At 73.9% G+C, this 21,518-nt stretch carries 21 protein-coding genes; 14 read left to right on the top strand and 7 right to left on the bottom strand.

What is annotated here, in order from left to right; all coding sequences use genetic code 11:
• The first annotated feature begins 373 nt into the window (after positions 1–373).
• Together ACTMS0_RS21915 and ACTMS0_RS21910 are read left to right on the top strand one after the other, a co-directional pair.
• Entirely contained in the window at positions 374–1,786 is a 1,413-nt protein-coding gene (locus ACTMS0_RS21915; RefSeq protein WP_441157120.1) for a hypothetical protein, read from the top strand.
• Between the two features lie 221 nt (positions 1,787–2,007).
• Positions 2,008–3,144 (top strand): SigB/SigF/SigG family RNA polymerase sigma factor, encoded by a 1,137-nt coding sequence (locus tag ACTMS0_RS21910; protein ID WP_441157119.1) that lies wholly within the window; start codon positions 2,008–2,010, stop codon positions 3,142–3,144.
• A gap of 41 nt (positions 3,145–3,185) precedes the next feature.
• Here the strand turns inward: ACTMS0_RS21910 and ctaD are convergent, their stop codons facing one another.
• The 5 genes from ctaD to ACTMS0_RS21885 all read right to left on the bottom strand — a co-directional run bounded on the left by ctaD (position 3,186) and on the right by ACTMS0_RS21885 (position 8,875).
• On the bottom strand, positions 3,186–5,186 hold the full coding sequence (ctaD, locus tag ACTMS0_RS21905; RefSeq protein WP_441157118.1) for an aa3-type cytochrome oxidase subunit I: 2,001 nt from the start codon (positions 5,184–5,186) through the stop codon (positions 3,186–3,188).
• A 107-nt stretch (positions 5,187–5,293) separates the two neighbouring features.
• Positions 5,294–6,022 carry an ATP-binding protein gene (locus ACTMS0_RS21900; RefSeq protein WP_441157117.1) on the bottom strand — a complete coding sequence of 243 codons (729 nt, stop codon included), beginning with the start codon at positions 6,020–6,022 and terminating at the stop codon, positions 5,294–5,296.
• Between the two features lie 95 nt (positions 6,023–6,117).
• Positions 6,118–6,579 (bottom strand): DUF4383 domain-containing protein, encoded by a 462-nt coding sequence (locus tag ACTMS0_RS21895; RefSeq protein WP_441157116.1) that lies wholly within the window; start codon positions 6,577–6,579, stop codon positions 6,118–6,120.
• Positions 6,580–6,657: 78 nt separating this feature from the next.
• Positions 6,658–7,815, bottom strand: a complete 1,158-nt coding sequence (locus ACTMS0_RS21890) for a glycosyltransferase (protein WP_441157115.1) — start codon at positions 7,813–7,815, stop codon at positions 6,658–6,660.
• Positions 7,816–7,891: 76 nt separating this feature from the next.
• Positions 7,892–8,875, bottom strand: a complete 984-nt coding sequence (locus ACTMS0_RS21885; RefSeq protein ID WP_441157232.1) for a glucosyl-3-phosphoglycerate synthase — start codon at positions 8,873–8,875, stop codon at positions 7,892–7,894.
• Positions 8,876–9,102: 227 nt separating this feature from the next.
• On the opposite strand from ACTMS0_RS21885, the gene ACTMS0_RS21880 reads away from it, so the two are divergent.
• The 6 genes from ACTMS0_RS21880 (at position 9,103) to ACTMS0_RS21855 (ending at position 15,950) form a co-directional block, all read left to right on the top strand.
• Entirely contained in the window at positions 9,103–10,113 is a 1,011-nt protein-coding gene (locus ACTMS0_RS21880; protein WP_441157231.1) for a Gfo/Idh/MocA family protein, read from the top strand.
• The gene (locus tag ACTMS0_RS21875) at positions 10,106–11,194 is read left to right on the top strand and encodes a zinc-binding dehydrogenase (protein WP_441157114.1); all 1,089 of its coding nucleotides are present in this window, start codon (positions 10,106–10,108) and stop codon (positions 11,192–11,194) included. Before ACTMS0_RS21880 ends, ACTMS0_RS21875 begins: the two co-directional genes overlap by 8 nt.
• A gap of 166 nt (positions 11,195–11,360) precedes the next feature.
• Positions 11,361–13,652, top strand: coding sequence for an accessory Sec system translocase SecA2 (gene secA2 / locus ACTMS0_RS21870; RefSeq protein ID WP_441157113.1), 2,292 nt, complete (start codon positions 11,361–11,363; stop codon positions 13,650–13,652).
• 183 nt (positions 13,653–13,835) lie between these two features.
• Positions 13,836–14,576 carry a GAF and ANTAR domain-containing protein gene (locus ACTMS0_RS21865; protein WP_441157112.1) on the top strand — a complete coding sequence of 247 codons (741 nt, stop codon included), beginning with the start codon at positions 13,836–13,838 and terminating at the stop codon, positions 14,574–14,576.
• A 68-nt stretch (positions 14,577–14,644) separates the two neighbouring features.
• Positions 14,645–15,145: a DUF2231 domain-containing protein gene (locus tag ACTMS0_RS21860; RefSeq protein ID WP_441157111.1), complete on the top strand. Its 501-nt coding sequence runs from the start codon at positions 14,645–14,647 to the stop codon at positions 15,143–15,145.
• Positions 15,146–15,188: 43 nt separating this feature from the next.
• Positions 15,189–15,950, top strand: a complete 762-nt coding sequence (locus tag ACTMS0_RS21855) for a class I SAM-dependent methyltransferase (protein ID WP_441157110.1) — start codon at positions 15,189–15,191, stop codon at positions 15,948–15,950.
• A 6-nt stretch (positions 15,951–15,956) separates the two neighbouring features.
• Here the strand turns inward: ACTMS0_RS21855 and ACTMS0_RS21850 are convergent, their stop codons facing one another.
• Positions 15,957–16,904 carry a DUF3500 domain-containing protein gene (locus tag ACTMS0_RS21850; RefSeq protein ID WP_441157109.1) on the bottom strand — a complete coding sequence of 316 codons (948 nt, stop codon included), beginning with the start codon at positions 16,902–16,904 and terminating at the stop codon, positions 15,957–15,959.
• 63 nt (positions 16,905–16,967) lie between these two features.
• Complete coding sequence (locus tag ACTMS0_RS21845) at positions 16,968–17,369, bottom strand: ankyrin repeat domain-containing protein (protein WP_441157108.1); 402 nt, start codon at positions 17,367–17,369, stop codon at positions 16,968–16,970.
• A gap of 244 nt (positions 17,370–17,613) precedes the next feature.
• Between ACTMS0_RS21845 and ACTMS0_RS21840 the strand changes: the two genes are divergently transcribed.
• The 6 genes from ACTMS0_RS21840 (at position 17,614) to ACTMS0_RS21815 (ending at position 21,490) form a co-directional block, all read left to right on the top strand.
• Positions 17,614–18,066 carry a cysteine dioxygenase gene (locus tag ACTMS0_RS21840; RefSeq protein ID WP_441157107.1) on the top strand — a complete coding sequence of 151 codons (453 nt, stop codon included), beginning with the start codon at positions 17,614–17,616 and terminating at the stop codon, positions 18,064–18,066.
• Between the two features lie 26 nt (positions 18,067–18,092).
• Positions 18,093–18,581, top strand: coding sequence for a rhodanese-like domain-containing protein (locus ACTMS0_RS21835; protein WP_441157106.1), 489 nt, complete (start codon positions 18,093–18,095; stop codon positions 18,579–18,581).
• Between the two features lie 48 nt (positions 18,582–18,629).
• A complete protein-coding gene (locus ACTMS0_RS21830) occupies positions 18,630–19,178 on the top strand; it encodes a winged helix-turn-helix domain-containing protein (RefSeq protein WP_441157105.1) in 549 nt (182 codons plus the stop codon).
• A 386-nt stretch (positions 19,179–19,564) separates the two neighbouring features.
• Positions 19,565–20,176: a winged helix-turn-helix domain-containing protein gene (locus ACTMS0_RS21825; RefSeq protein ID WP_441157104.1), complete on the top strand. Its 612-nt coding sequence runs from the start codon at positions 19,565–19,567 to the stop codon at positions 20,174–20,176.
• 68 nt (positions 20,177–20,244) lie between these two features.
• Entirely contained in the window at positions 20,245–20,886 is a 642-nt protein-coding gene (locus tag ACTMS0_RS21820) for a uridine kinase (protein WP_441157103.1), read from the top strand.
• 205 nt (positions 20,887–21,091) lie between these two features.
• Complete coding sequence (locus ACTMS0_RS21815; protein WP_441157102.1) at positions 21,092–21,490, top strand: TraR/DksA family transcriptional regulator; 399 nt, start codon at positions 21,092–21,094, stop codon at positions 21,488–21,490.
• Positions 21,491–21,518: the final 28 nt, after the last annotated feature.

Below are 21,518 nucleotides of genomic sequence, written 5' to 3'. Positions count from 1 at the left end.
CGTGTCGATCAGTGGGCGCCGGTCGCGCTTCCGTCCGGGTCAGCCGGCGCCCGCCTGTCGAGCTGCCCCATCCGTGAGACCGGCCGGCCCGGTTCCCCGGCCGACCGGCCTGCCCCGTCCATGAGGGCAGCTCGACAGCGTCCGCGTCACCCGTCCTGTTCCGTTGTTGCCGCGTCGTCTGGCGGCATCAGCACGGAAGCACCCCCGCTGGAGGGGCCGGTACCTGGCGGGACCGGCAGCCGGTAGCCGCCCCGGACCGGCGATCCGCCGGAGATCATGGGATTACTCCCTAGTGGTCGGGGATGCCTCGTTTGAACCGCATCGGGACGGGAAGCCGGGCCGCGTGGTGAGCGAACGAGGCAAGGTGGGGCCGGTGCACAAGGTGCGCGCGGGGCTCACGGCTGCGGGTGCCGGCCTGGCCGGCGACCGGGTCGTGGCGGCCGGCAGCGCGGCCCGGATCCTGGTCGCGGCCACGGCCCGGGCGCTGCGCGGCGCCGACTGCGCCGACCTTGGCCACCCCGGCCCGCTGTCGCGCTTCACCGGCGCCCCCGAGGCGGTGCGGCGGGCCGCGGCGACCCGGGCCGCCGGCCGGGTCGCGCTGACCGTCGGACAGACCGCCGAGGTGGACGCCGACCGGGTCGCCGACTGGTTCGTCGACCAGTACCCGCGCCGCCGGTACCCGGGGCTGCTGCTCGGCTCCCCACACGGTGCCACGGCCCACCTCGCGGTGGCGCTCGGCGTGCCGTGGCTGCCCGCCGGCTTCGAGATGAGCGTGCACTGGGCGCAGGGCGCGGTGGACCGCCCGCAGGCCGCGCTGGATCACGGTGCCGCGCTCACCGCACGGCTGCTGGCCGGCAACCCCGACCTGCACGTACGCCAGGTGCACTGCCCGGCCAGCCGGGGCGTCCTCGCGGGTGCCACCGTCTCGCTCGCCGCCCGGTGGCGGCGGCTGCCCGCGGCGTACGTCCGGTTCCTGGCCGACCGCCTGGAACCCGGCGCGCCGCTGCTGCTGTTCCGCGACGCCCGCACCTGGCCGGTGCTCGACTCCGCGCCCGGCCACAGCTTCCAGGTCGGTTGCCCGGGCAGCGGGCTGGACCCGGTGGACTTCCACCCGGACAGCCCGGCGCTGCGCCAGGTGCTCCGCTCGGCCGGCGGCGACGGCACGCGCTGGACACCGCCGGAGGTCGCCGAGCCGCCCCGTCCCGCCGAGCACGGCGTGGAGTCCGATTTCGACCAGGCCGTCCGGGAGTGGGCCGACAGGCACCGGCACCCCCTGCACCGGGTGTTCGTGGCGGAACCGGCCGCGCTGAGCGCGGCGACCGCCGATCTGTACCGGCGCTGGCTGCGCGCCGCCGGCAAGACCGGTGACCGCCTGGTCGTCGAGTGCGGCCGGCTGCTCGACCCGTGGCAGGTGATCCGCGCGGGGATGGTGCCCTACTGGTGCGAGAACGCCACCCGGCGCAGTGTGGAGGGGGTGGAGTGGTGGCTCGCCGGCAGCGAGCCGTTCAGCTCGGTGGACGTCCTGCCCGAGCCTCCGGGACTTCGGTCGCCGGCGCTGGCCGGGCTGCCGCAGTGGCTGGCCGTGGCCGCCTTCGGCCGCCGCCGGCGCGCCCTGGACCGCACGACGGCCCGGGGGTACCCGGTGACCTCGGTGCCCACCCGCCGGGCCACCGAGGTGCTGCGGGCACAGCCGTACGACCTGCCGACACCGCCGGCGATGAGCGTCGGCGCGGCCCTGGAAGCGCTCCGCGAAAGCGGCGCCCACCAGGGGCTTGTGGTCTGTTGAGACCGGCACGCCGAAACATCCTCGCGAACCCGGGGTCCCGTGATTGAGTACCTACGGAGCGGGAACACCGCTGGCTGCGACGGCCTGATCCGCCGTGCAGCGCGGCCGTCGCCCGCTGGCGTCCCAGTCACGTAACCCACTTCCGGCCCGGTGCGTGGTGCCACCACGCGCACGACCGGTTTCCCAAATCCGGGCGGGGGACCTTCCTGAGGGAGGCGCGGATGTTCGGACAGACCACCACAGGTACACCGCCACCCACCGAACGGGGTCTCGAGGACCTCGACGCGGCGGCCCTGGCGTACGCGGCACGGATCGAGGGACTGCCGCCGGAACGGCGGCAGGAGGCACGCGACGACCTGGTCCGCTTCGCGCTGCCGTTCGCCGGACGGCTGGCGCGCCGGTACCGGGGGCGTGGTGAGCCGCTGGAGGACCTGGAGCAGGTGGCCCGACTGGGGCTGGTCAACGCGGTGGACCGGTACGACCCGGAACGGGGATCGTTCACCGCGTACGCGGCGATCACCATCGTCGGCGAGATCAAACGCCACTTCCGGGACCGCACCTGGGGCGTGCACGTGCCCCGGCGCCTGCGCGACCTGATCCTCGAGGTGGGGCAGGCGACGGCGGCGCTGACCAGCGAGCTGTCCCGCGCTCCGACCGTGGCCGAGCTGGCCGCGCGGCTGGAGACGCCGGAGGAGGAGATCCTCGCCGCGCTGGAGTCGGCGGCCGGGTACAGCCCCGCGTCGCTGAACGCCCCGGTGGGCGGGGAGAGCTCCGCCGAGTTCGGCGACCTGGTGGGGGAGTCCGACAATGCCCTGGAGTCCGTGGACGACCGGGTGACCGTGAGCGGCCTGCTGCACCGGCTGCCGTGGCGCGAGCGGCGGATCCTCGCCATGCGCTTCTACGGCAACCAGACCCAGGCCGAGATCGCGGCCCGGTTCGGCATCTCGCAGATGCACGTCTCCCGGCTGCTGTCCCGGGCGCTGACCTGGCTGCGGCAGGCGATGCTCGCCGACGCAGCGCCGCCGTGGCAGAACGGCGCCGCCGAGGCCGACACGGCGAAGACGAGGATCTCGGTGAAGCAGAACGGTGACCGGGTGGTGGTCGAGGTCGGCGGCGAGGTGGACCGCGAAGGCGCCGACCAGTTGCGTCGGGCCATGCTGGAGGCGGTGACCGGACAGCCCGCCGAGGTGGTCGTCGACCTGGTCGGCGCGGGCGGCTTCGACGCCGGCGGGATCGCCGCGCTGATGGCCGGCCGGGAGGCGGCCGCCCGCACCGGCGTACCGCTGCGGCTGACCCGGGTGCAGCCCGCCGTCCGCCGGTCGCTCGCCGCCGCCGGCCTCCCCCCGACCAGGGACTAGCAGGTGGGGCCGGCGCAGCGCGCCGGCCCCACCTCGTACGGTCAGTTCCCCGTCGTGTCGCCGCGGCCCCGCGGGTGGCGCCAGCGGTCGTTCTTCTCCGCCTCGTGCTGGGGGCCGAAGATGGTCTCCTCGGGCTCGTCGGTGTCCTCGAAGCTGGGGCGGCGCACCTGATCCGGCTCCGGCACCTCGACCGGCCGGGCGCCGGACTGCGGGGCCGGGTGGTACGCGACCGCCTCGCGCGCGCCGGTCGCCCCTTCGGCGCTCGGCGACTCCGGCACGTGCTTCTCCCGGTGCAGTTCGTCGCCGAACGTCTGCGGCGGCTTGACGGTGCGCTGCGGCAGGTCGCGGCCCAGGTCGGCGACGAGCGGGCCGTACTTGGCGTCGAAGGCCGGCCGCTCGGACCGGATGCGGGGCATGCGGTCGAAGTTGCGCAGCGGCGGCGGGCAGGTGGTGGCCCATTCGAGCGAGTTGCCGAAGCCCCACGGGTCGTCCACGTTGACCATCGCCCCGTACCGCCAGGACTTCCAGGCGTTCCACATGAAGAACAGCGTGGACGCGCCGAGCACGAACGCGGAGATGCTGGAGAAGGTGTTCAGCGCGGTGAACCCGTCGGTGGGCAGGTAGTCCGCGTACCGCCGGGGAAAGCCCTCGTTGCCCACCCAGTGCTGCACCAGGAAGGTGCCGTGGAAACCGAGGAACATCGTCCAGAAGTGGGCCTTGCCGAGCCGGTCGTCGAGCAGCCGGCCGGTCATCTTCGGCCACCAGAAGTAGAACCCGCCGAAGAGCGCGAACACCACGGTGCCGAAGAGGACGTAGTGGAAGTGCCCGACGACGAAGTACGTGTCGGTGGTGTGGAAGTCGGCCGGTGGGCTGGCCAGCAGCACCCCGGTGAGCCCGCCGAACAGGAAGGTCACCAGGAAGCCGATGGCGAACAGCATCGGCGTCTCGAAGGTGATCTGCCCCTTCCACATCGTCCCGATCCAGTTGAAGAACTTCACCCCGGTCGGCACGGCGATCAGGTAGCTCGTGATGCTGAAGAACGGCAGCAGCACCGGGCCGACGGCGAACATGTGGTGCGCCCAGACCGCCATCGACAGGATGGTGATCGCGATGGTGGCGAACACCAGACCGGTGTATCCGAAGATCGGCTTGCGGGCGAAGACCGGAACGATCTCGGTGATGATGCCGAAGAACGGCAGCGCGATGATGTAGACCTCGGGGTGGCCGAAGAACCAGAACAGGTGCTGCCAGATCAGCGGCCCGCCGGTCCCCGGGTCGTACACGTGGGCGTTGAGCAGCCGGTCCGCCGACAGGGCCAGCAGCGCGGCGGCGAGCAGCGGGAAGACGAGGATGACCAGCACGCTGGTGAAGAGCATGTTCCAGGTGAAGATCGGCATCCGGAACATGGTCATCCCGGGTGCGCGCAGGGTCAGGACCGTCGTGATCAGGTTGACCGCGCCGAGGATGGTGCCCAGGCCGGAGATGACGAGGCCGATCACCCACATGTTCGCCCCGACCCCGGGGGAGTGCTCCACCGAACTCAACGGCGTGTACGCGGTCCACCCGAAGTCCGCCGAGCCCTGCGGCGTGGCGAAGCCGGCGATGACCATGAGCCCGCCGAACAGGTAGAGCCAGTAGGCGAGCGCGTTCAGCCGGGGGAACGACACGTCCGGCGCGCCGATCTGGATCGGCACGATGTAGTTGGCGAACCCGAACGCGGCCGGGGTCGCGAACAGCAGCAGCATCACCGCGCCGTGCGAGGTGAACAACTGGTTGTACTGCTCGGAGGAGAGGAACTGCAGGCCGGGCCGGGCCAGTTCCGCGCGCATCAGCATCGCCTGCAGCCCGGCGACCAGGAAGAATCCGAACGAGGTCAGCAGGTAGAGCAGGCCGATCTGCTTGTGGTCGGTGGTGGCCAGCCACCGGGTCAGCTTGCTGCCGGGCAGTGTCGACCGGAGTGGGCCGGGGAAGCCCCCGAAGCGCGCCGGCGCCAGGACCGCCGGTCCCCGGTCCCGTGGTTCGGTGGTGACCCGCTTGGCCATCGAAATATCACCCCGCCCTGACGACAGATGGAACGGGCGTCGCTACCCGCGCCTCTGCCCATGAAACCAGGCGACAGCGACAATTCAGCCTGGAGCGGTAATTTCGGTCAATCGGCGGCCACGGTCGCCCAGACGACCTTGCCACCGCCGGCCGGCACACAACCCCAGCGCTGGGCCAGCTCGCGGACCAGCAGCAGGCCCCGCCCGCCCTCGTCCCGGGCGTCCGGCCGCCCGGCGCGGGCCCGGGCCCGGCTGCCGTCCTGCACCGCCACGTGCAGGTACGGGCGGCGCAGGGTCAACGTCACCTGCATCGGGGTGTGCGCGTGCCGGACCACGTTGCCCACGAGTTCGCTGAGCACCAGTGACGCCGGCCCGGCCGCCTCCGGCACGTTCCACCGGGCGCAGGCGTCACCGACCAGCTCGCGGGCCCGCCGGCAGGCCTCCGCCACCGGCTCCAGCCGGGCACGCAGCCGAGGCCCCGCCGCCGTACGCGCGGCCTGGGTCGCCTCGGCGCAGTCCCGCCGTACCGGCAACAGCCGGGCGAGGCTCGACTCGGCCAGCCACGTCGCCGCCTCGGCCGGCGGAGCGCAGAGGATCACCGGGACCGCCGGCCAGTCGGCCGCGCGGCGGGCGGTGGCGGCGAAGACCGACAGGGCCAACCGGTCGCGGACGGTGACGTCGGCCAGATCGACCACCAGGGCTTCGGGCTCCGTGGACAGGCACCGCTCGAGCACCTTGCGCACCGCGCGCATGCTGTCCAGGTCGAGACCGCCGTGCAGCCGCACCACCGTCACCGGCGCCCAGTCGCGCACCTCGCACGTGATCCGGCTCGGCATGGCGACCCTCGCCTCTCATGTCGTCGGAACCTGCGAACTACCCGGCGTCGAGCAGGGTGAAACCGGGCCGAGGCGACCGTCACCCGGCCACCGACTCACCGGCCGACGCGGCGCGCGGTCAGCGTGCCCAACGCCACCATCCCGGCGCCGAGAGCGAGGTGCAGCCAGCAGTCGGCGTCGTTCACCGGGAGGAAGTTCGCCGCGCTGCGGTGGTCCACCGCTATTCCGTAGAGCCACAGCACCACGTAGACCGCGCCGCCGCCGACCAGGTACACCCGGGCGGCCGGGACCGACCGGGCCAGGACCAGCCCGGCCACGCCGAAGAACAGGTGGACGAGGTTGTGCAGGACGGAGACCTTGAAGACGCCGAGCAGCCGGGACCCCGACTGGTGGCCCGCGACCCGGAGGTCGGCGAAGTCCTCGGTGATCCCGGGTACGAAGCCGAGCAGGCCGACGACCAGGAAGACCACGGCGACGGCGAAGGCGGCCCGGCGTACCGGCGGCTGGCCCTCCGCCGGATTGCGCCGGGCGCGCGCGTGGGCGGGCGGAACCGTCACCGGTGGGCCGTACCCGTCACGGCGGGGCCGAAACGCACCCGGCCGCCCCCGAACGCGGGGACGGCCGGATGTGACGGGTCAGGCGAGCTGCAGTCGGGGCGCGGTGGCGAGCTGGCGGACGTGCTCGTACAGGGCCACGTACCGCTGCGCCATCACCGCCGGCGTGAACCGGGCGGCGGCCTCCCGGCGGCACTCGCCCTCGTCGAGCAGGCTCGCCGCGAGAAGCAGGTCCCCCAGCTCCTCCTCGTCCGTGGTGAGCAGCCCGGTGCGGCCGTGGTCGATCAGCTCGGGCAGGCAGCCCCGGGCGGTCGACACCACCGGCGTGCCGAGGGCGAGGGACTCGACCACCGCCGTACCCCCCGGCTCCTCCCAGCGCAGCGGGAAGAGCGCGGCACGGGCGCCGGCCACCAGGTCGTCGCGCTCCTGCCCCGCCACCGTCCCGACCCAGCGGACCAGGTCGCCGTCGACGTGCGGGGCCACCTTCTCGAGGAAGAACCGCACGTCCGGGTTCTGTCGGGCCTCCTCGCCGGCCGCGGCCAGGTCCTCCGGCCGGTGGTACGGCCCGACCGGCCCGGCGAGCACCAGCGGGACACCCACCCGCTGCGCCACCCGGACGCCCAGGTCCTGCCCCTTGCCCGGGTTGATCCGGCCCAGGATGACCGCGTAGTCGCCCTTCGGCGCGGCAGGGCGGCGGTCCGCGTCGACCGCGAGCGGAGTGGACAGGTGCACGTGCCCGACCGAGTGCTGCTGCAACGCGTGCGGCGCCCGGGCCAGCTGCGAGGCGGACACCCCGTTGACCCGGACCCGGTCCCCGCCGTCGAGGTTGCCGTACAGCTCGGGATGCTTGGCCAGGTCCCAGTGGAGGGTGTGCAGCGCCGGTGGGGCGTCCGGCCCCATCGCGGTGAGCGTGGCCAGCCCGACCGCCTCCACGTGGTCGTGCACGACGTCGATGTCGTCGCGGCTGTGCAGCTCGCGTACGACGCCGTTGAGGTGCGCCTGCGAGATCCCGCAGACCTGGTTGTACGGACGTTGCAGCGCGTGGAACTGCCCGTCCGGGAAGACGGAGAACATCTCGTCGACCGGGAGGGTGCTGGTGCCGACCGAGGCGAGCACGACCCGGACACCGAGCCGCCGCAGCTCCGGCACCAGGGTCGCGATGATGTTCTCGATGCCGCCGTAGCCGGGCGGGGGCACGGACAGCCAGGGGCCGGCGTTCATCAGGACGGTGAGGCTCATCGTGCGCGGTCCCTTCCCTCGGCGGGGTTGTGGGTGCCCCGCGCTTCACCACCGACCGGGCGGTGCGCCTGGGCCCTCACGCCGCGGCCATCCGGCGCCGGGGGACCCGGTGCCGCAGCTCGGCCAGGGGCGGACGTTCCTCGATGGAGACGTCGGTGACCACGATCTCCCGGTCCAGGTTCGGCAGGGCCTCCGACCCGCCGCGCCGGAACTGGGTGAGCAGCTCCGCGGGGAACGCGCCGGGGGCCGCCCAGCCGCGGCGCTGGAGCCGGGACCAGGCGGTGAGCATGATCTGCGCGGACATCCGGCCCAGGGCCGCCGTGTCCTGGTGCCGGTGCTTGCGTTCACCGAGGTCGACCTGGGCGAGCGCGTCCAGGCCCACCAGGTCGAGCAGGTCGATGAGCATGGCCGTCTCGACCCCGTACCCGGAGACGAACGGCACCCGCTCCAGCACGTCACGGCGCCCGGCGTACTCGCCGGCGAGAGGCTGCACGAACCCGGCCAGCTCCGGCCAGAACAGGTTCAGCAGCGGGCGGGCCATCAGCTCGGTGACCCGGCCCCCACCGTCGGGCTCCACGCCGGTCGTACCGACCAGGGGGCGGTGGTAGAAGCCCTTGACGAAATCGACGGACGGGTCGGTGAGCAGCGGGCCGATCAGCCCGGTCACGAAGTGCGGACGGAACTCCCGCAGGTCGGCGTCGACGAACGCGACCACGTCACCCTCGGCGGCGGCCAGCCCGGCCCACAGCGCGTCGCCCTTGCCGGTGAGCCGCGGCAGACCGCGGGTCATCGCGTCCTGGCTGACGACCTCGGCACCGGCGGCCCGGGCAACCTGGGCCGTCCGGTCGGTGGACCGGGAGTCGACCACGATCAGCTCGTCGACCAGGGCCACCCGGTCCATCAGGTGCTCCCGGATCGTCGACACGATCGCGCCGACGGTGGCCTCCTCGTTGCGGGCGGGCAGCACCACGCTGACCCGGCTGTCCCCCTTGGCGCGCAGCAGGCGCCGCGCCGGCCAGTCGGCGGCCGACGTCGTCCGGTAGGTGGCCCAGGCCTCCACAACCGGTGAGACGATCGTTTCCGTATTCCGCACAGGCACCCCCTGATCGTGGCGGAAGAACCAGACCCTGGTTTTCCCACTACCTTGCTCGCGCTAACCGGATCATGCCTAACAGGGTGATCACAAAATTCGTGACGGCGCGTTCCGGGTGGATGAACGTTTGATTGCGACCACACGGGGGGAGAGCTGGCGCGGAACACTGAAACGTCATGGAGAGGCGTGATGAGATGCGCACGTGCCGGGTGGGAATGATCGGGGCCGGCGGGGTGGCCCAGCGCCACGCCCGGGTGTTGAGCGGGTTCGACGACGCCGAGCTGCTCGGCGTGACCGACGTGGTGCCCGAGGCCGCCGCCGCGCTGGCCGGCACGTACGGCGTCCCGACCTTCGCCGGCGTCGAGGACCTGCTGGCCGCCGGCCCGGACGCGGTGTACGTCTGCGTCCCGCCGTTCGCCCACGGACCGGCGGAGGAGGCGGTGATCACGGCCGGCGTGCCGATGTTCGTGGAGAAGCCGGTCGCGGTGGACCTCGGCACCGCCGAGCGGATCGCCGCCCTCGTCGCCGCGCGGGGTCTGCTCACCGGCGTCGGGCACCACTGGCGGTACCTGCCGACCGTCGAGCAAGCCCGCGACCTGCTGGCCGACCGTCCGGTGCGGATGGTCGCCGGGTCCTGGCTGGACAAGGTGCCCCCGGTGGCGTGGTGGTCGCGGCGCGACCACTCCGGCGGGCCGGTGGTCGAGCAGGCCGCGCACGTGCTGGACCTGATCCGCGTCCTGGTCGGCGAGGTCACCGAGGTGACCGCGTATGGGAACGGGACGCCGCCGCCGGTCGACGGCGCCGACATCGACTCGGTGACCACCGCCGCGCTGCGGTTCGCCTCCGGCGCCGTCGGCACCCTCACCGCCGCCTGCGTGCTCGGCTGGAAGCACCGGGCCGGCCTGGAGATCCTCGCCGACGGGCTCGCCCTGGCGCTGACCGAGGACGGTCTGGTGGTCCGCGACGCGGACGGTGAGCGGTCGTTCGCCGCCGACCCGGACGCCGCCCGGGTGGCCGTGGACCGGGCGTTCGTCGACGCCGTGCGGGGCGTCGGTGACGACGTGCGCGTGCCGTACGCCGAGGCGCTCGGCACCCAGCGGCTCGCGGTCGCGGTGGCCGACTCCGCGCGCGCCGGCCGGACCGTGCACCTGACCGCCCCGGCCACCGCGCCGACCTTCGCGACGGGGGTGACCGTCGATGCGTGACCGGATCGTGGCCGTCACCGCCCCCGGGCAGGTGGAGCTGGTCGAGCAGGACCGCGCCCCCCTGGCGGAGGGCACCTTCCGGGTGGAGACGCTCTACAGCGGTGTATCCGCCGGCACCGAGCTGAGCTTCGTCAAGGGCACCAACCCGTACCTGAACGTCACCTGGAACGCCGACCTCGGCCTGTTCCAGCCCGGGGACGCGAGCACTCCGTACCCGGTGACCCGGCTCGGCTACATGCAGGTCGGGCGGGTGGTGGAGAGCGCCACCCCGGCCATCGCCGTGGGCACGGTGGGCGCCATGACGTACGGGCACCGCACCGGTTACGTCGCCGACCCGGTCAAGGAGCGGTTCGTCCCGCTGCCCGACGACCTCGACCCGCTGCTCGGCGTGTACGTCGCGCACATGGGGCCGATCTGCGCCAACGGCATTCTGCACGCCGCCGCCGACCTGCACGGCACCGACGTGCGCTCGCTCGCCGACGGGGTGCGCGGCCGGCGTGTCGCGGTGGTCGGCAGCGGCGTGGTGGCGCTGCTCACGGCCCTGTTCGCCAAGCGGCACGGCGCCGGGTCGGTGGTGGTGCTCGACCCGACGCCGCAGCGCCGGGCGGTCGCCGAGGCACTGGGGCTGGAGACCCTCGACCCCGAGGCGGACGACCCGGCGGTGGTGCTGAAGACCCGGTGGGCGCACACCGCCGGGGACCGGGGCGCCGACGTGGTGTTCCAGTGCCGCGGCCAGGCCTGGGCGTTGCAGTTGGCGCTGCGCCTGCTGCGCCCGCAGGGCACGGTCATCGACCTGGCGTTCTACCAGGCCGGCGCCGACGCGGTCCGGCTCGGCGAGGAGTTCCACCACAACGGGCTGTCGCTGCGCTGCGCCCAGATCGGCCGGGTGCCCCGGGGGCTCCCCCCAACCTGGGACCGGGAGCGGCTGAGCGCCGAGACGATCGACCTGCTCCGCGCGTATGGCGAGGAGATCCGCAAGCACCTGGTCTCGGCGGTGGTGCCGTTCGAGGAGGCGCCGGCACTGCTCCTCGACCTCGCCGAGCGCCGCCGCCAGGAGTTGCAGGTCGTGTTCGCCTGCTGACCGGGTCCCCCCGCCCCCGTCCCGCGATCTTGCACTTTCGGCCCTCGCTTTGGGAAGAATGCGGCATTTGTCGGGGCAGGAAGTGCAAGATCGCGGGGATCGGGGGGTTCGGGGCGCGGGCGGGCGGGACGCGGGAGATCGGTACGGTCGCGTACCGTTGCCGCTCATGGGTGTGTCGCAACGGTTGAAGACCAGGTTCCGCCGGTTCCTCCAGCGCCCCGGGACGACGGTCGACCTGGGCCCGCTGGAGAAGCTGCTGCCCGCCATCGAGGCGCGCGAGGAGGAGCTGCGGGCGCTCGACGACGCCGAGCTGACCGAGGCCGCCGGCAAGGCCGAGGGCTACGCGGAGATCTGCGCGATCGGCCGGGAGGCCGCCCGCCGGGGGCTCGACCAGCGGCCGTACGACGTGCAGCTGCTCGGCGCGATGGCGCTGCTGTCCGGCAAGGTCGCCGAGATGGCGACCGGTGAGGGCAAGACCCTGACCGCCGTGATCGCCGCGTACGGGCACGTCCGCGTGGGCAACGGCCCGGTCCACGTGCTCACCGTCAACGACTACCTGGCCCGCCGCGACGCCCAGTGGATGGAGCCCGTCTACACCCTGCTCGGCCTCACCGTCGGCTGGGTCAACGAGGCGTCCACGCCGCAGGAGCGGCGCGACGCGTACGCCTGCGACGTCACGTACGTCTCGGTCAGCGAGGCCGGCTTCGACTACCTGCGCGACCAGCTCGTCACCGACATCGACGACCGGGTGCAGCCCGCGCTGCGCACCGCGATCGTCGACGAGGCCGACTCGATCCTCATCGACGAGGCGCGGGTGCCGATGGTGCTCGCCGGTGGGGTCCCCGGCGAGCAGGACCCGGTGCACACCGCCGCCGCGCTGGTGCGCGGCCTGCGCAAGGGCAAGCACTACACCGTCGCCGAGGACGGCCGCAGCGTCGCCTTCACCGCCGCCGGCCTCGCCGCCGTCGAGGCCAAGCTCGGCATCGACCTGTACGACGAGGAGAACGTCGCCCAGCTCTCGGCGGTCAACGTGGCGCTGCACGCCCACGCCCTGCTGCACCGCGACGTGGACTACATCGTCCGCGAGGGCACGGTCGAGCTGATCGACGAGATGCGCGGCCGGGTCGCCCAGCGGCGCCGCTGGCCCGACGGCCTCCAGGCGGCCGTGGAGGCCAAGGAGGGCCTCGACGCCACCGCCGAGGGCGAGGTGCTCGGCACGATCGCCGTCCAGGCGTACATCGGCCTCTACCCGACGGTCTGCGGCATGACCGCCACCGCCGTGCTGGTCGGTGACCAGCTCCGGGAGTTCTTCGGCCTCGAGGTGGCGGTGATCCCGCCGAACACGCCGTGCATCCGCGAGGACGAGACGGACCGGATCTACGCGACCCGCGCCGAGAAGGAGGAGGCGCTGATCGACGAGATCCGGCGCAACCACGAGCGCGGGCGGCCGGTGCTGGTCGGCACCCTCGACGTCAAGGAGTCCGAGGGGCTGGCCGCCGGCCTGAACGCCGCCGGCGTGCCGTGTGTCGTCCTCAACGCCAAGAACGACGACGAGGAGGCGGCGATCATCGCCGAGGCCGGCGCGTACGGCGCGGTGACCGTCTCCACCCAGATGGCCGGCCGGGGTGTCGACATCCGCCTCGGCGGCAGCGACCAGGCCGACCGGGACCGGGTCGCCGAGCTCGGCGGCCTGTACGTGATCGGCAGCGGCCGGCACGACAGCCGCCGCGTCGACGACCAGCTGCGCGGTCGGGCCGGTCGGCAGGGCGACCCGGGCGGGTCGGTCTTCTTCGTCAGCCTGGAGGACGACCTGGTCGTCCGGCACGCCGGCGACATCGTGCCGGCGTCGCCCCGGATGAACGCCGACGGCCTGGTCACCGACCCGCAGGTCGACTACGCCGTCGAGCACGCCCAGCGGGTCGCCGAGGGTGTCAACCACGAGATCCACCGCAACACGTGGCGCTACAGCGTGGTGATCGAGCAGCAGCGCAAGGCCCTCGCCGAGCGCCGCGAGCGACTGCTGACCACCGACGTCGCCGCGCTGATGCTGCTGGACAAGATGCCGGACAAGGCCGGCGAGATGGACGAGGACCTGCTCGCCCGGGTCGCCCGGTCGATCGCCCTCTTCCACCTCGACCGGCTCTGGGCCGAGCACCTCGCCGAGCTGTCCGAGGTCCGCGAGGGCGTGCACCTGCGGGCGCTGGGCCGGCTGGACCCGCTCGACGAGTTCCACCGCGCCGCCGTGCCCGCGTTCAACAACCTGGTCCCGGAGATCGAACGGCGCACCATCGAGACCTTCACCGAGACCGAGTTCGACGAGACCTGGGAGCCCGACGAGGCCAAGCTGGTCCGGCCGAGCGCCACGTGGACGTACCTGGTCCACGACAACCCGTTCGGCTCGGAGCTCGACCGGCTCATCGCTTCGGTGGGCCGCCGGCTCAGCTCCGCCTCCCGCTGACGCTACGGGGGCCTTCCGGTACCGTCTGGCACCGGAAGGGCCCCCTTTTGCGCCGTTTCGACCCCTGTTTGCGCGGGTAGTAGCCCGGGTCCGGAGAGTCGGGAGAGATCAGAAAATGAAACAGGAAGCGGCCCCGGTGGGGCGCGCGGTGTCGCGCGCGGACGCGGCGGGGGCGGGAGACCGGTGAACCTGGAGATGCGGGAGCCGGTCGCGGAGACGCTCGGCGTACTGGAGACCGCGGCCCTGCTGCGGGAGCTGACCGCCGGGCTGATCGGCGTCGACGACTTCGACGAGGCGTTGGCCGCCCTGGTGCGGATCGCCCGCGACGCGGTGGCCGGAGTCAGCTGGTGCGGGTTCACCGCCCTGCGGGCCGGGGAGCCGGCCGGCGGGGCGGCGTCCGACGGGAGGTTCGCCGGTCTGGACGACCTGCGGCACGGCCCGGACTCGCCGGCCATGGAGGCGATCCGGCGGCGGGAGATGGTGGTCGCCGAGCGCCTGGGACGCGAGTCGCGCTGGCCGGACTGGACGCCGCGGGCCCGCGAGTTCGGGGTACGCGGGGTGATCTCCGCCCCGGTCGACGTGGACGAGCAGGTGATCGGCTCGCTCAACCTCTACGCCGGCGCCACCGGCGCGCTCACCCCCCGGCACCAGCTCACCGCCATGCTGCTCGCCGAGCACGCCGGGCTGCTGCTCGCCGCCGTACGGGACCGGGCCCGAGCGGCCGCCGAGGCCGGCCGGCTCGACGCCACCCTGCTCGGCGACGGGGTGGTCGGCCAGGCGGTGGGCGTCATCATGACCCAGCGCGGCTGCCGGGCCGAGGAGGCCCTGGAGGTGTTGCGCAGTGCCGCCACCTCGCTCGCCATCCCGCTGCGCGAGGTCGCCGAGCGACTGGTGAGCACCGTCTCCCGGCCCCGGGACGGCTGACCGCGTCGTTTCGCCCCGTGTGCGCCCGGGTAGCACCCTTGACTGGTGACGCGACCTGGGGAGAAGCGATGCAGAGCCGGCTGCGGGTGCAGGGCCACCCGATCCAACCGATGCTGGTGACGTTCCCGTTCGGGCTCTTCGTGAGCGCGGCGGTGTTCGACCTGACCGACGTGATCGGCGGACCGGCGTTCCTCGGCGAGGTGGGGTACTCGACGGCCGTGGCCGCGCTCGTCGCCGCCGCGCTGGCCACCGTCGCCGGCATGATCGATCTGTGGGACGTGCCGGGCGGGGGGACACGGCGGACGGCCGTGACGTTCAACCTGGTCAACGCCGCGATGGCCGGCCTGTTCCTGATCGCCTGCCTGATCCGGGCGGACGCCCCGCAGCGGGGCGCCGGTGTCGTACTGCTCCTCACCGAGATGGTCGCCCTCGCCGTGGGCGGGTACGGCGTCGCCCTGGGGGCCCGCCTGATGCGCCGGTTCGACGCCGGCCGTCGCGAGGCCACGACCTTCGACGCCCTGACCGGCGTCGCCGGCCAGACCGTGGAGATCGCCCGCCCGCGCCCGTGAATTCCCGTTGCCGGGCCCGGGTCGGGCCGGGCAGGCTGCCCGGATGGCGACGGACGGACGGTTCGACGAGCTGATCGCGGAGGGGGCGGCGGCTCCGGTGGACGGCTGGGCGTTCGACTGGCTCGCCGGACGGGCGACGGAGGAGCGGCCACCCTGGGGATACGCCCGCCTCGTCGCCGCCCGGATGGCGGTCGCGGACGCCGCGCTGGACGTGGACACCGGCGGGGGAGAGGTGCTGGCGGAGGTCCCGTCGCCGCCGCGCCTGCTGGTCGCCACCGAGGGGTGGCCGCCGAACGTGCCGGTCGCCGCCCGGACGCTGCGCCGGGTCGGCGCCACCGTGGTGGCGGTGACGCCGGACACGCCGCTGCCGTTCGCGGACGCCTCCTTCGACCTGGTGGTGAGCCGGCATCCGGTCCGGACCGACTGGGCGGAGACCGCCCGGGTGCTGCGGCCCGGCGGGACGTTCCTGTCCCAGCAGGTGGGGCCCGGCAGCGTAGGCGAGCTGAGCGAGGCGTTCCTCGGCCCGCTGCCTCCTGCCGCGGACCGTCACCCGGAGCAGGCGGTGGCCGCCGCGACCGCCGCCGGCCTGACCGTGGTGGATCTGCGGGAGGCCACCCTGCGGACGGTGTTCCACGACGTCGCCGCGGTGGTCTGGTTCCTGCGCAAGGTGGTCTGGATCGTGCCCGGGTTCGACGTCGAGCGGCACCGGCCCGCGCTGGCCCGGCTGCACCGGCGGATCGAGGCCGAGGGTCGGTTCGTGGCCCACGCCCGCCGCTTCCTCATCGAGGCGAGCCGGCCGGCCTGACGGGAGTCAGTGGGCCTCGTCGTGGTGGGCAGCCAGGACGTCCTCGCCGAAGTCGCTCGCCGGGCGGCGGAGCACGGTGTGGGCGTGGTTGCCGTCGTCGGTGGTGTTGTCGTACTCGATCAGCAGGTCGTCGCCCTGCACCCGGTAGTAGTGGCGCTGCCCCGGACGGGTGGGCCCGGCCCAGGCGAAGTGCAGCGGTGACCCGGCGAGGCGGAGCGCCTCCCGGTTCGCCAGCTCCGGCGGGAGCCGGTCCAGGTAGAGGGCGACGAGCTGGTCCAGCAGGGCCCGGCCGGTGGGTCCGAGCCGGTCGGCCGGCACGCCGAGCGGCTCGACCGGGGCGTCGACCCGGGGCCGGGTGGCGCTGACGATGTCGGCCGGCGCCTCGTCGGCGACGATCGCCGCGGCCCGGCCGGCGGGGCCGATCGCGTCGAGGAGCGCCCGGGCGAGGTCCTCCTCCGGCCCGAGCGGGCGCGACACCGGGCGGCCGGCCCACCGCACGGCGGCCGGATTCGCGCCGAAGAAGACGGGCGCGGGGGAGACCTGGTCGTCCACCACGGTCATGCTGACCGACAGGTGGTGTCCCTCGACCCGCCACGCCCACGCGTCGTCGCGGGCCGGGTCGCCGAAGACGGCCACCCAGTAGTCGTCGCTGTGCCGGCCGCGCCGCCACCCCTCGGCCCGGTCGAGCACCTCCTCCAGCGCGATGATCGCCATCGCCTGCGCGTACGCCGGCGGGCTCAACGCGGTCGCCAGCAGCCGGTGGGCGGCCTTGCGGGCGGTGCGGTCGAGGTCGGCGAGACACACACCGGGACGGGGTCGCGGCCGGTACTCCAGCCAGCGCCGCGCCGCGACGTCGTCGAACCGGTACGCCGCGCCGGCCCGGGTGGGCCCGTCCAGGGCGGCGAGCAGCGCCGTGCCGGCGGCGCGCATCTGTTCGGGCAGTGGATCCTCCACCGCCCCTGTATACCGGGCGAGCCGGGCACGTGCCGGCCCGACGGGTGACCCCGCCGCGGAACGTCAGCCGGCCGGGCGCGCGCCGAGCAGGGCGAGCATGTCGGGCAGGTCGAAGAAGCGGGCGGTTTCCACCGCCGATGGACTGCCGTGGTCGGGGTCGGCGCCGGCGTCGAGCAGCGCCCGGACCGTGCCCGTGCTCCGGCGGAACGCCGCCGCGGCGAGCGCGGTCTGCCCCCGGTCGTTGGTGTGGAAGTGGTCCGCGCCTCGGCGCAGCAGTGCGGCGACGGTGTCCGGGTGGGCGTGGTACGCGGCCAGGATCAGCAGCATGTCGCCCTTGTCGTTGGTCAGGTCGACCGGCAGCCCCGCGTCGACGTACCCGGTGAGTTCGTCGGTGGCGCCCTCGCGCGCCAGGTCGAACATCCGGTGCGCGAACGCCAAGGTCTCGGCGTCCAGTTCCTCAGTCACCGGCTCAGGCTAGTCCCGGGCGGCGCCGGCCGCTCGTTCCCGCCGACCACGACGGCCGGCCGCTGCGGGGCTCCGCCGGCCGCGCTCGTGAGGCTACGGCGAGGCGGTCAGCCCAGGCCGGTGTGGCGCGCCGCCGTGCGCGGGCCGGAGCGCTGTCCCAGACTTCGGAACTACCTACTAAACCGATAGGATTTACAGGCTAAGCTCGGCCCCGGACCTGCCGCCCGATACGTGGGGAACCGTGATGAGCACACGCCTGACCGACCTGTCCGCCGTCGCCCGGCGCTGGGCCGCCGACCTCGACTCCTGGCCGGTGCCGCTGCGCTTCGACGCCGACGAGCGGTGGTACGCCCGGCTCGCCGGGGACGACGACCACGAGGTGTGGGGGCTGAGCTGGCTCCCCGGGCAGGGCACCGACCTGCACGACCATGGCGGCTGCTCCGGCGCGTTCGTGGTCGTCGCCGGGGCGCTGACCGAGGAGACGGTGGCCGGGGGCCGGCTGCGCCCGCACCGCCTTCCCGCCGGCACCGCGCGCCGCTTCGGCCCCCGCCACGTTCACCAGGTGACCAACCGCGACCCCGAGCCGGCGGTCAGCGTCCACGTCTACCGGCCCGCCCTGCGCCGCATGACCCGCTACCTGCTCGCCGACGGCCGCCTGCGCGTCGCCGAGGTGGCCGAGGCCGGGGTCGCGTGGTGATCTACTCCAGACCCGGAAGGATTGAGATGCCGCACACCCACTCCTCCGCCGCATGTCCGCCCCCACCGCCCGGATCCCGGGGGATCGACGAGATCCTGGCCGACGCCCGGGCCCGGCTGCGACGGCTGGATCCGGAGGAGGCGCATGTGGCCCACCGGCAGGGTGCGCTGCTGGTCGACATCCGGCCGGCCGCCCAGCGGGCCGCGCACGGCACCGTGCCCGGGGCGATCGCCGTCGAGCGCAACGTGCTCGAGTGGCGGTTCGACCCGCGGTGCCCGGCCCGGCTGCCGCGGGCCGACTCGTACGACCTGCCGGTCGTCGTCCTCTGCCAGGAGGGCTACACCTCGTCGCTGGCCGCCGCCGCTCTGCAGGATCTCGGGCTCCACCGCGCCACCGACGTGGTGGGCGGCTTCGCCGCCTGGCGGATCGCCGGCCTGCCCGCCCTCGGCCCCACCTCGTTGCTCCGCACCCACCCCGTCGCACCCCCGGTGACCGCCGGCCGGGCGCGGCGCTGACGCCACGCTCCACCGATCGTGGCGGCACCCGTCATCGCAGGAGGAATCATGTCCGTCGTCGCACTCCCCGTCCGCACCCCGCCGGCCGCCCGTCCCGACGGCACCGGTCCACCCCGGTCCCGCTCGCGGGCCACCGTCACCGTCACCGTCGACCTCGCCGCCGGCCCGCTGAGTCCCCGGGTCGTGCGACTGCTGGATCTGCTCGGCGAACTCGCCGAGTCGGGCGAGGGGCGGCTCGAGTCGGGCGAGGGGCGGGTGCCAGCGCCCGTCGCGGAGCCACGGCGGGCGGAGGCCCACCCCGACGCGGTGACCATCCTCGCCGGCAGCCGGGTGGTCCGGCACCGCGGCCGGGTCGTGCCCCTGACCCGGATAGAGTACGACCTGCTGCTGTTCCTGGCCGAGCGGCCGCGTACGGTCTTCACCCGGCTGCAACTGCTGGCGGCCGTCTGGGGCTACGAACACGCCGTGGTCCGGACCGTGGACGTCCACGTGCGCCGGCTGCGCGCGAAGCTCGACACGGCGATCGTGACCACGGTCCACGGCGTGGGGTACCGCCTCGCCGACGAGGCCCACGTCCTCGTCGCCCACAGCTACTGAACCGTTCGGAAACCTAACCGGGCCGAGGCGCGCCGACCGGGGGTGCCTCGGCCCGTAGCGGTTGTCACACCTCCGGTACGCAGAGCGTCCACATGGGAGCGCACCCAGGTGCGCCACCTCGGCATGAATCACGCTCGTCAACCACGTTCCGTGCGCGTGTCCGGCGAATGTGAACCGGGCGGGCACCCCCCGTATCGGGTCAACTCGGCGACTCTGCTGTAATCATCAGACCTCGTACGCAGAGCGAGCATCCGGCTCCGATGCGTTCGTCAATTGTCACATTCATGCAACGCAGCCGCCCCTTGACCCCCGCTCGGGCGCCGGGAAGCATCGATGAAGCGGCGTCCCGGGCCGTGGGGAGATACCCGGACCAGCCAAGGAGGACCATGTCGGTCAGCCCTGCATCGTCGCGCGCCGGATGGCATACGTCCCAGCCCGCTGTTCCCGGTCGACCCCCGGGTGGACAGCGCCGTCCCGCCAACAACGCCGCGCCGGTGCTCACGGTGACCCTGTCGATCCCGCTGGCCAACGAGGAGGCGCTCACACCGCCGGCACGCCGGCTGCTGGAGGCCGCTCGCGAGCTCCTGGAGCGGGGCGAGGGCACCATCACCGCCGCCGGTTCCGGCGGGGCGGAGCGCCGGGCCGAGCCGGTCCCCGCCGGTCGCTCCCCGGGCCGCCAGCTCGCCCCGACCATCCCCACACTGCACATCCTCGCCTCGTCCCGGTCGGTGCTGCGCGACGGTGAGCCGCTGTCGCTGACCCGCCTGGAGTTCGATCTGCTGCTGCACCTGGTCGCCCACCCGCGCCGGGTCTTCACGCGCCTCCAGCTGCTCAACGCCGTCTGGGGCTACGAGCACGCCGGGGTGCGCACGGTGGACGTGCACGTCCGCCGGCTGCGCGGCAAGGTCGGGGTGGACGTCCCGCTGGTCACCACCGTCTACGGCGTCGGCTACCGGCTCGCCGACGACGCCCGGGTCACCATCGACCGCAGTGGCTGAGCGACGGTCGGGGGCACAGGAGTTGCCCGACCGGTGCTCCGGCGGCCCGACCGGGCACGATGGTCGGCGTGCGCGTCCGTCCGATCTCTCCCGAGCGTCTCGTCACCGAGCTGGCCGACCGGCTCGCCGGCACCACGGTCGCCGGCCGGTTGCGGGTGGCCGTCGACGGTCCGCCCGCGGCCGACCCCGACGCCCTGGCCGGCGCCCTGGTCGACCCGCTGCGGGCCCGGGGCCGTCCGGTGCTGCACGTGCGAGCGGAGGCCTTCCTCCGCCCGGCGTCGGTGCGGCTCGAACAGGGTCGCACCAACCCGGACGCGTACTACGAGGGCTGGGTCGACGAGGCCGGGCTGCGCCGTGAGGTGCTCGACCCGGCCGGCCCGGACGGCTCGGGACGGGTGCTGCCCTCGCTGTGGGACGCCACCGCCGACCGCGCCAGCCGCGCCGCGTACGTCGACCTTCCCGAGCAGGGGGTCGTCCTCGTCAGCGGGGCGCTGCTGCTCGGTGGCGGCCTGCCGTTCGACGTCACCGTGCACCTGGCGCTCTCCCCGGCCGGCCTGGACCGGCGCACCGACCCGGAGCAGCGGTGGACGCTGCCGGCGTTCGCCCGCTACACCGACGAGGTCGCTCCGGCGACGTTCGCCGACGTGGTCGTCCGGGTCGACGACCCCCGCCACCCGGCACTGGTCGAAGCGGACCCGGGGCCGGTCTGAGCGGTACCCGACCGCCCGGCCGGCGGCGGCCGCGGAACCTCGCGAACAGGCCCGGCGATCCGGCGGAAAGTCGCCGGTTTGATCTACGGGACCGCGGGGTATTCGCCCGGCTCACAGAGCACGGGTGATCCACCCGCGCAGCGACGACCACGACCGGGGCCGGTGGCCCCGGTGGACCGTGCGGTTCTCAGAAAGGCAGGCAGCGATGCTCGTCCACGACACGGTCGGCACGGGCCGATCCCAGGCGGAGGCCGACCAGATCCGGCAGTCCCTGCGGGCCCGCTACGACGAGCTCACGGCGGAGTACGAGCAGGCTGTCGTGCAGAGCCAGGTCCTGCGCCTGGTGGAGGTGGGTGACACCGCCGGCGACGACCAGGCCGACAGCGGCACCAAGACCGCGGAGCGGGACACCGCGCAGTCCCTGCTGCGGACCATTCTCGACCGTCGGGCCCAGTACGAGCACGCCCTGACCCGGCTGGACGAGGGCACGTACGGCTTCTGCGAGGGCTGCTCGGCGCCGATCCCGGTGGAGCGGCTGGAGATCTTTCCGTCGGCCACGACCTGCGTGACCTGCAAGCAGACCCGGGAGCGCCGGACGGCCTGACCATCAGGGCCGGTTTCACAAAGCCATT

The sequence above is a fragment of the Micromonospora sp. H33 genome (genome assembly GCF_052068455.1).
Classification (GTDB): Bacteria; Actinomycetota; Actinomycetes; order Mycobacteriales; family Micromonosporaceae; genus Micromonospora.
The sequence above is the reverse complement of the archived record's forward strand: the minus strand, read 5'-3'. Positions and strand labels throughout refer to the sequence as shown.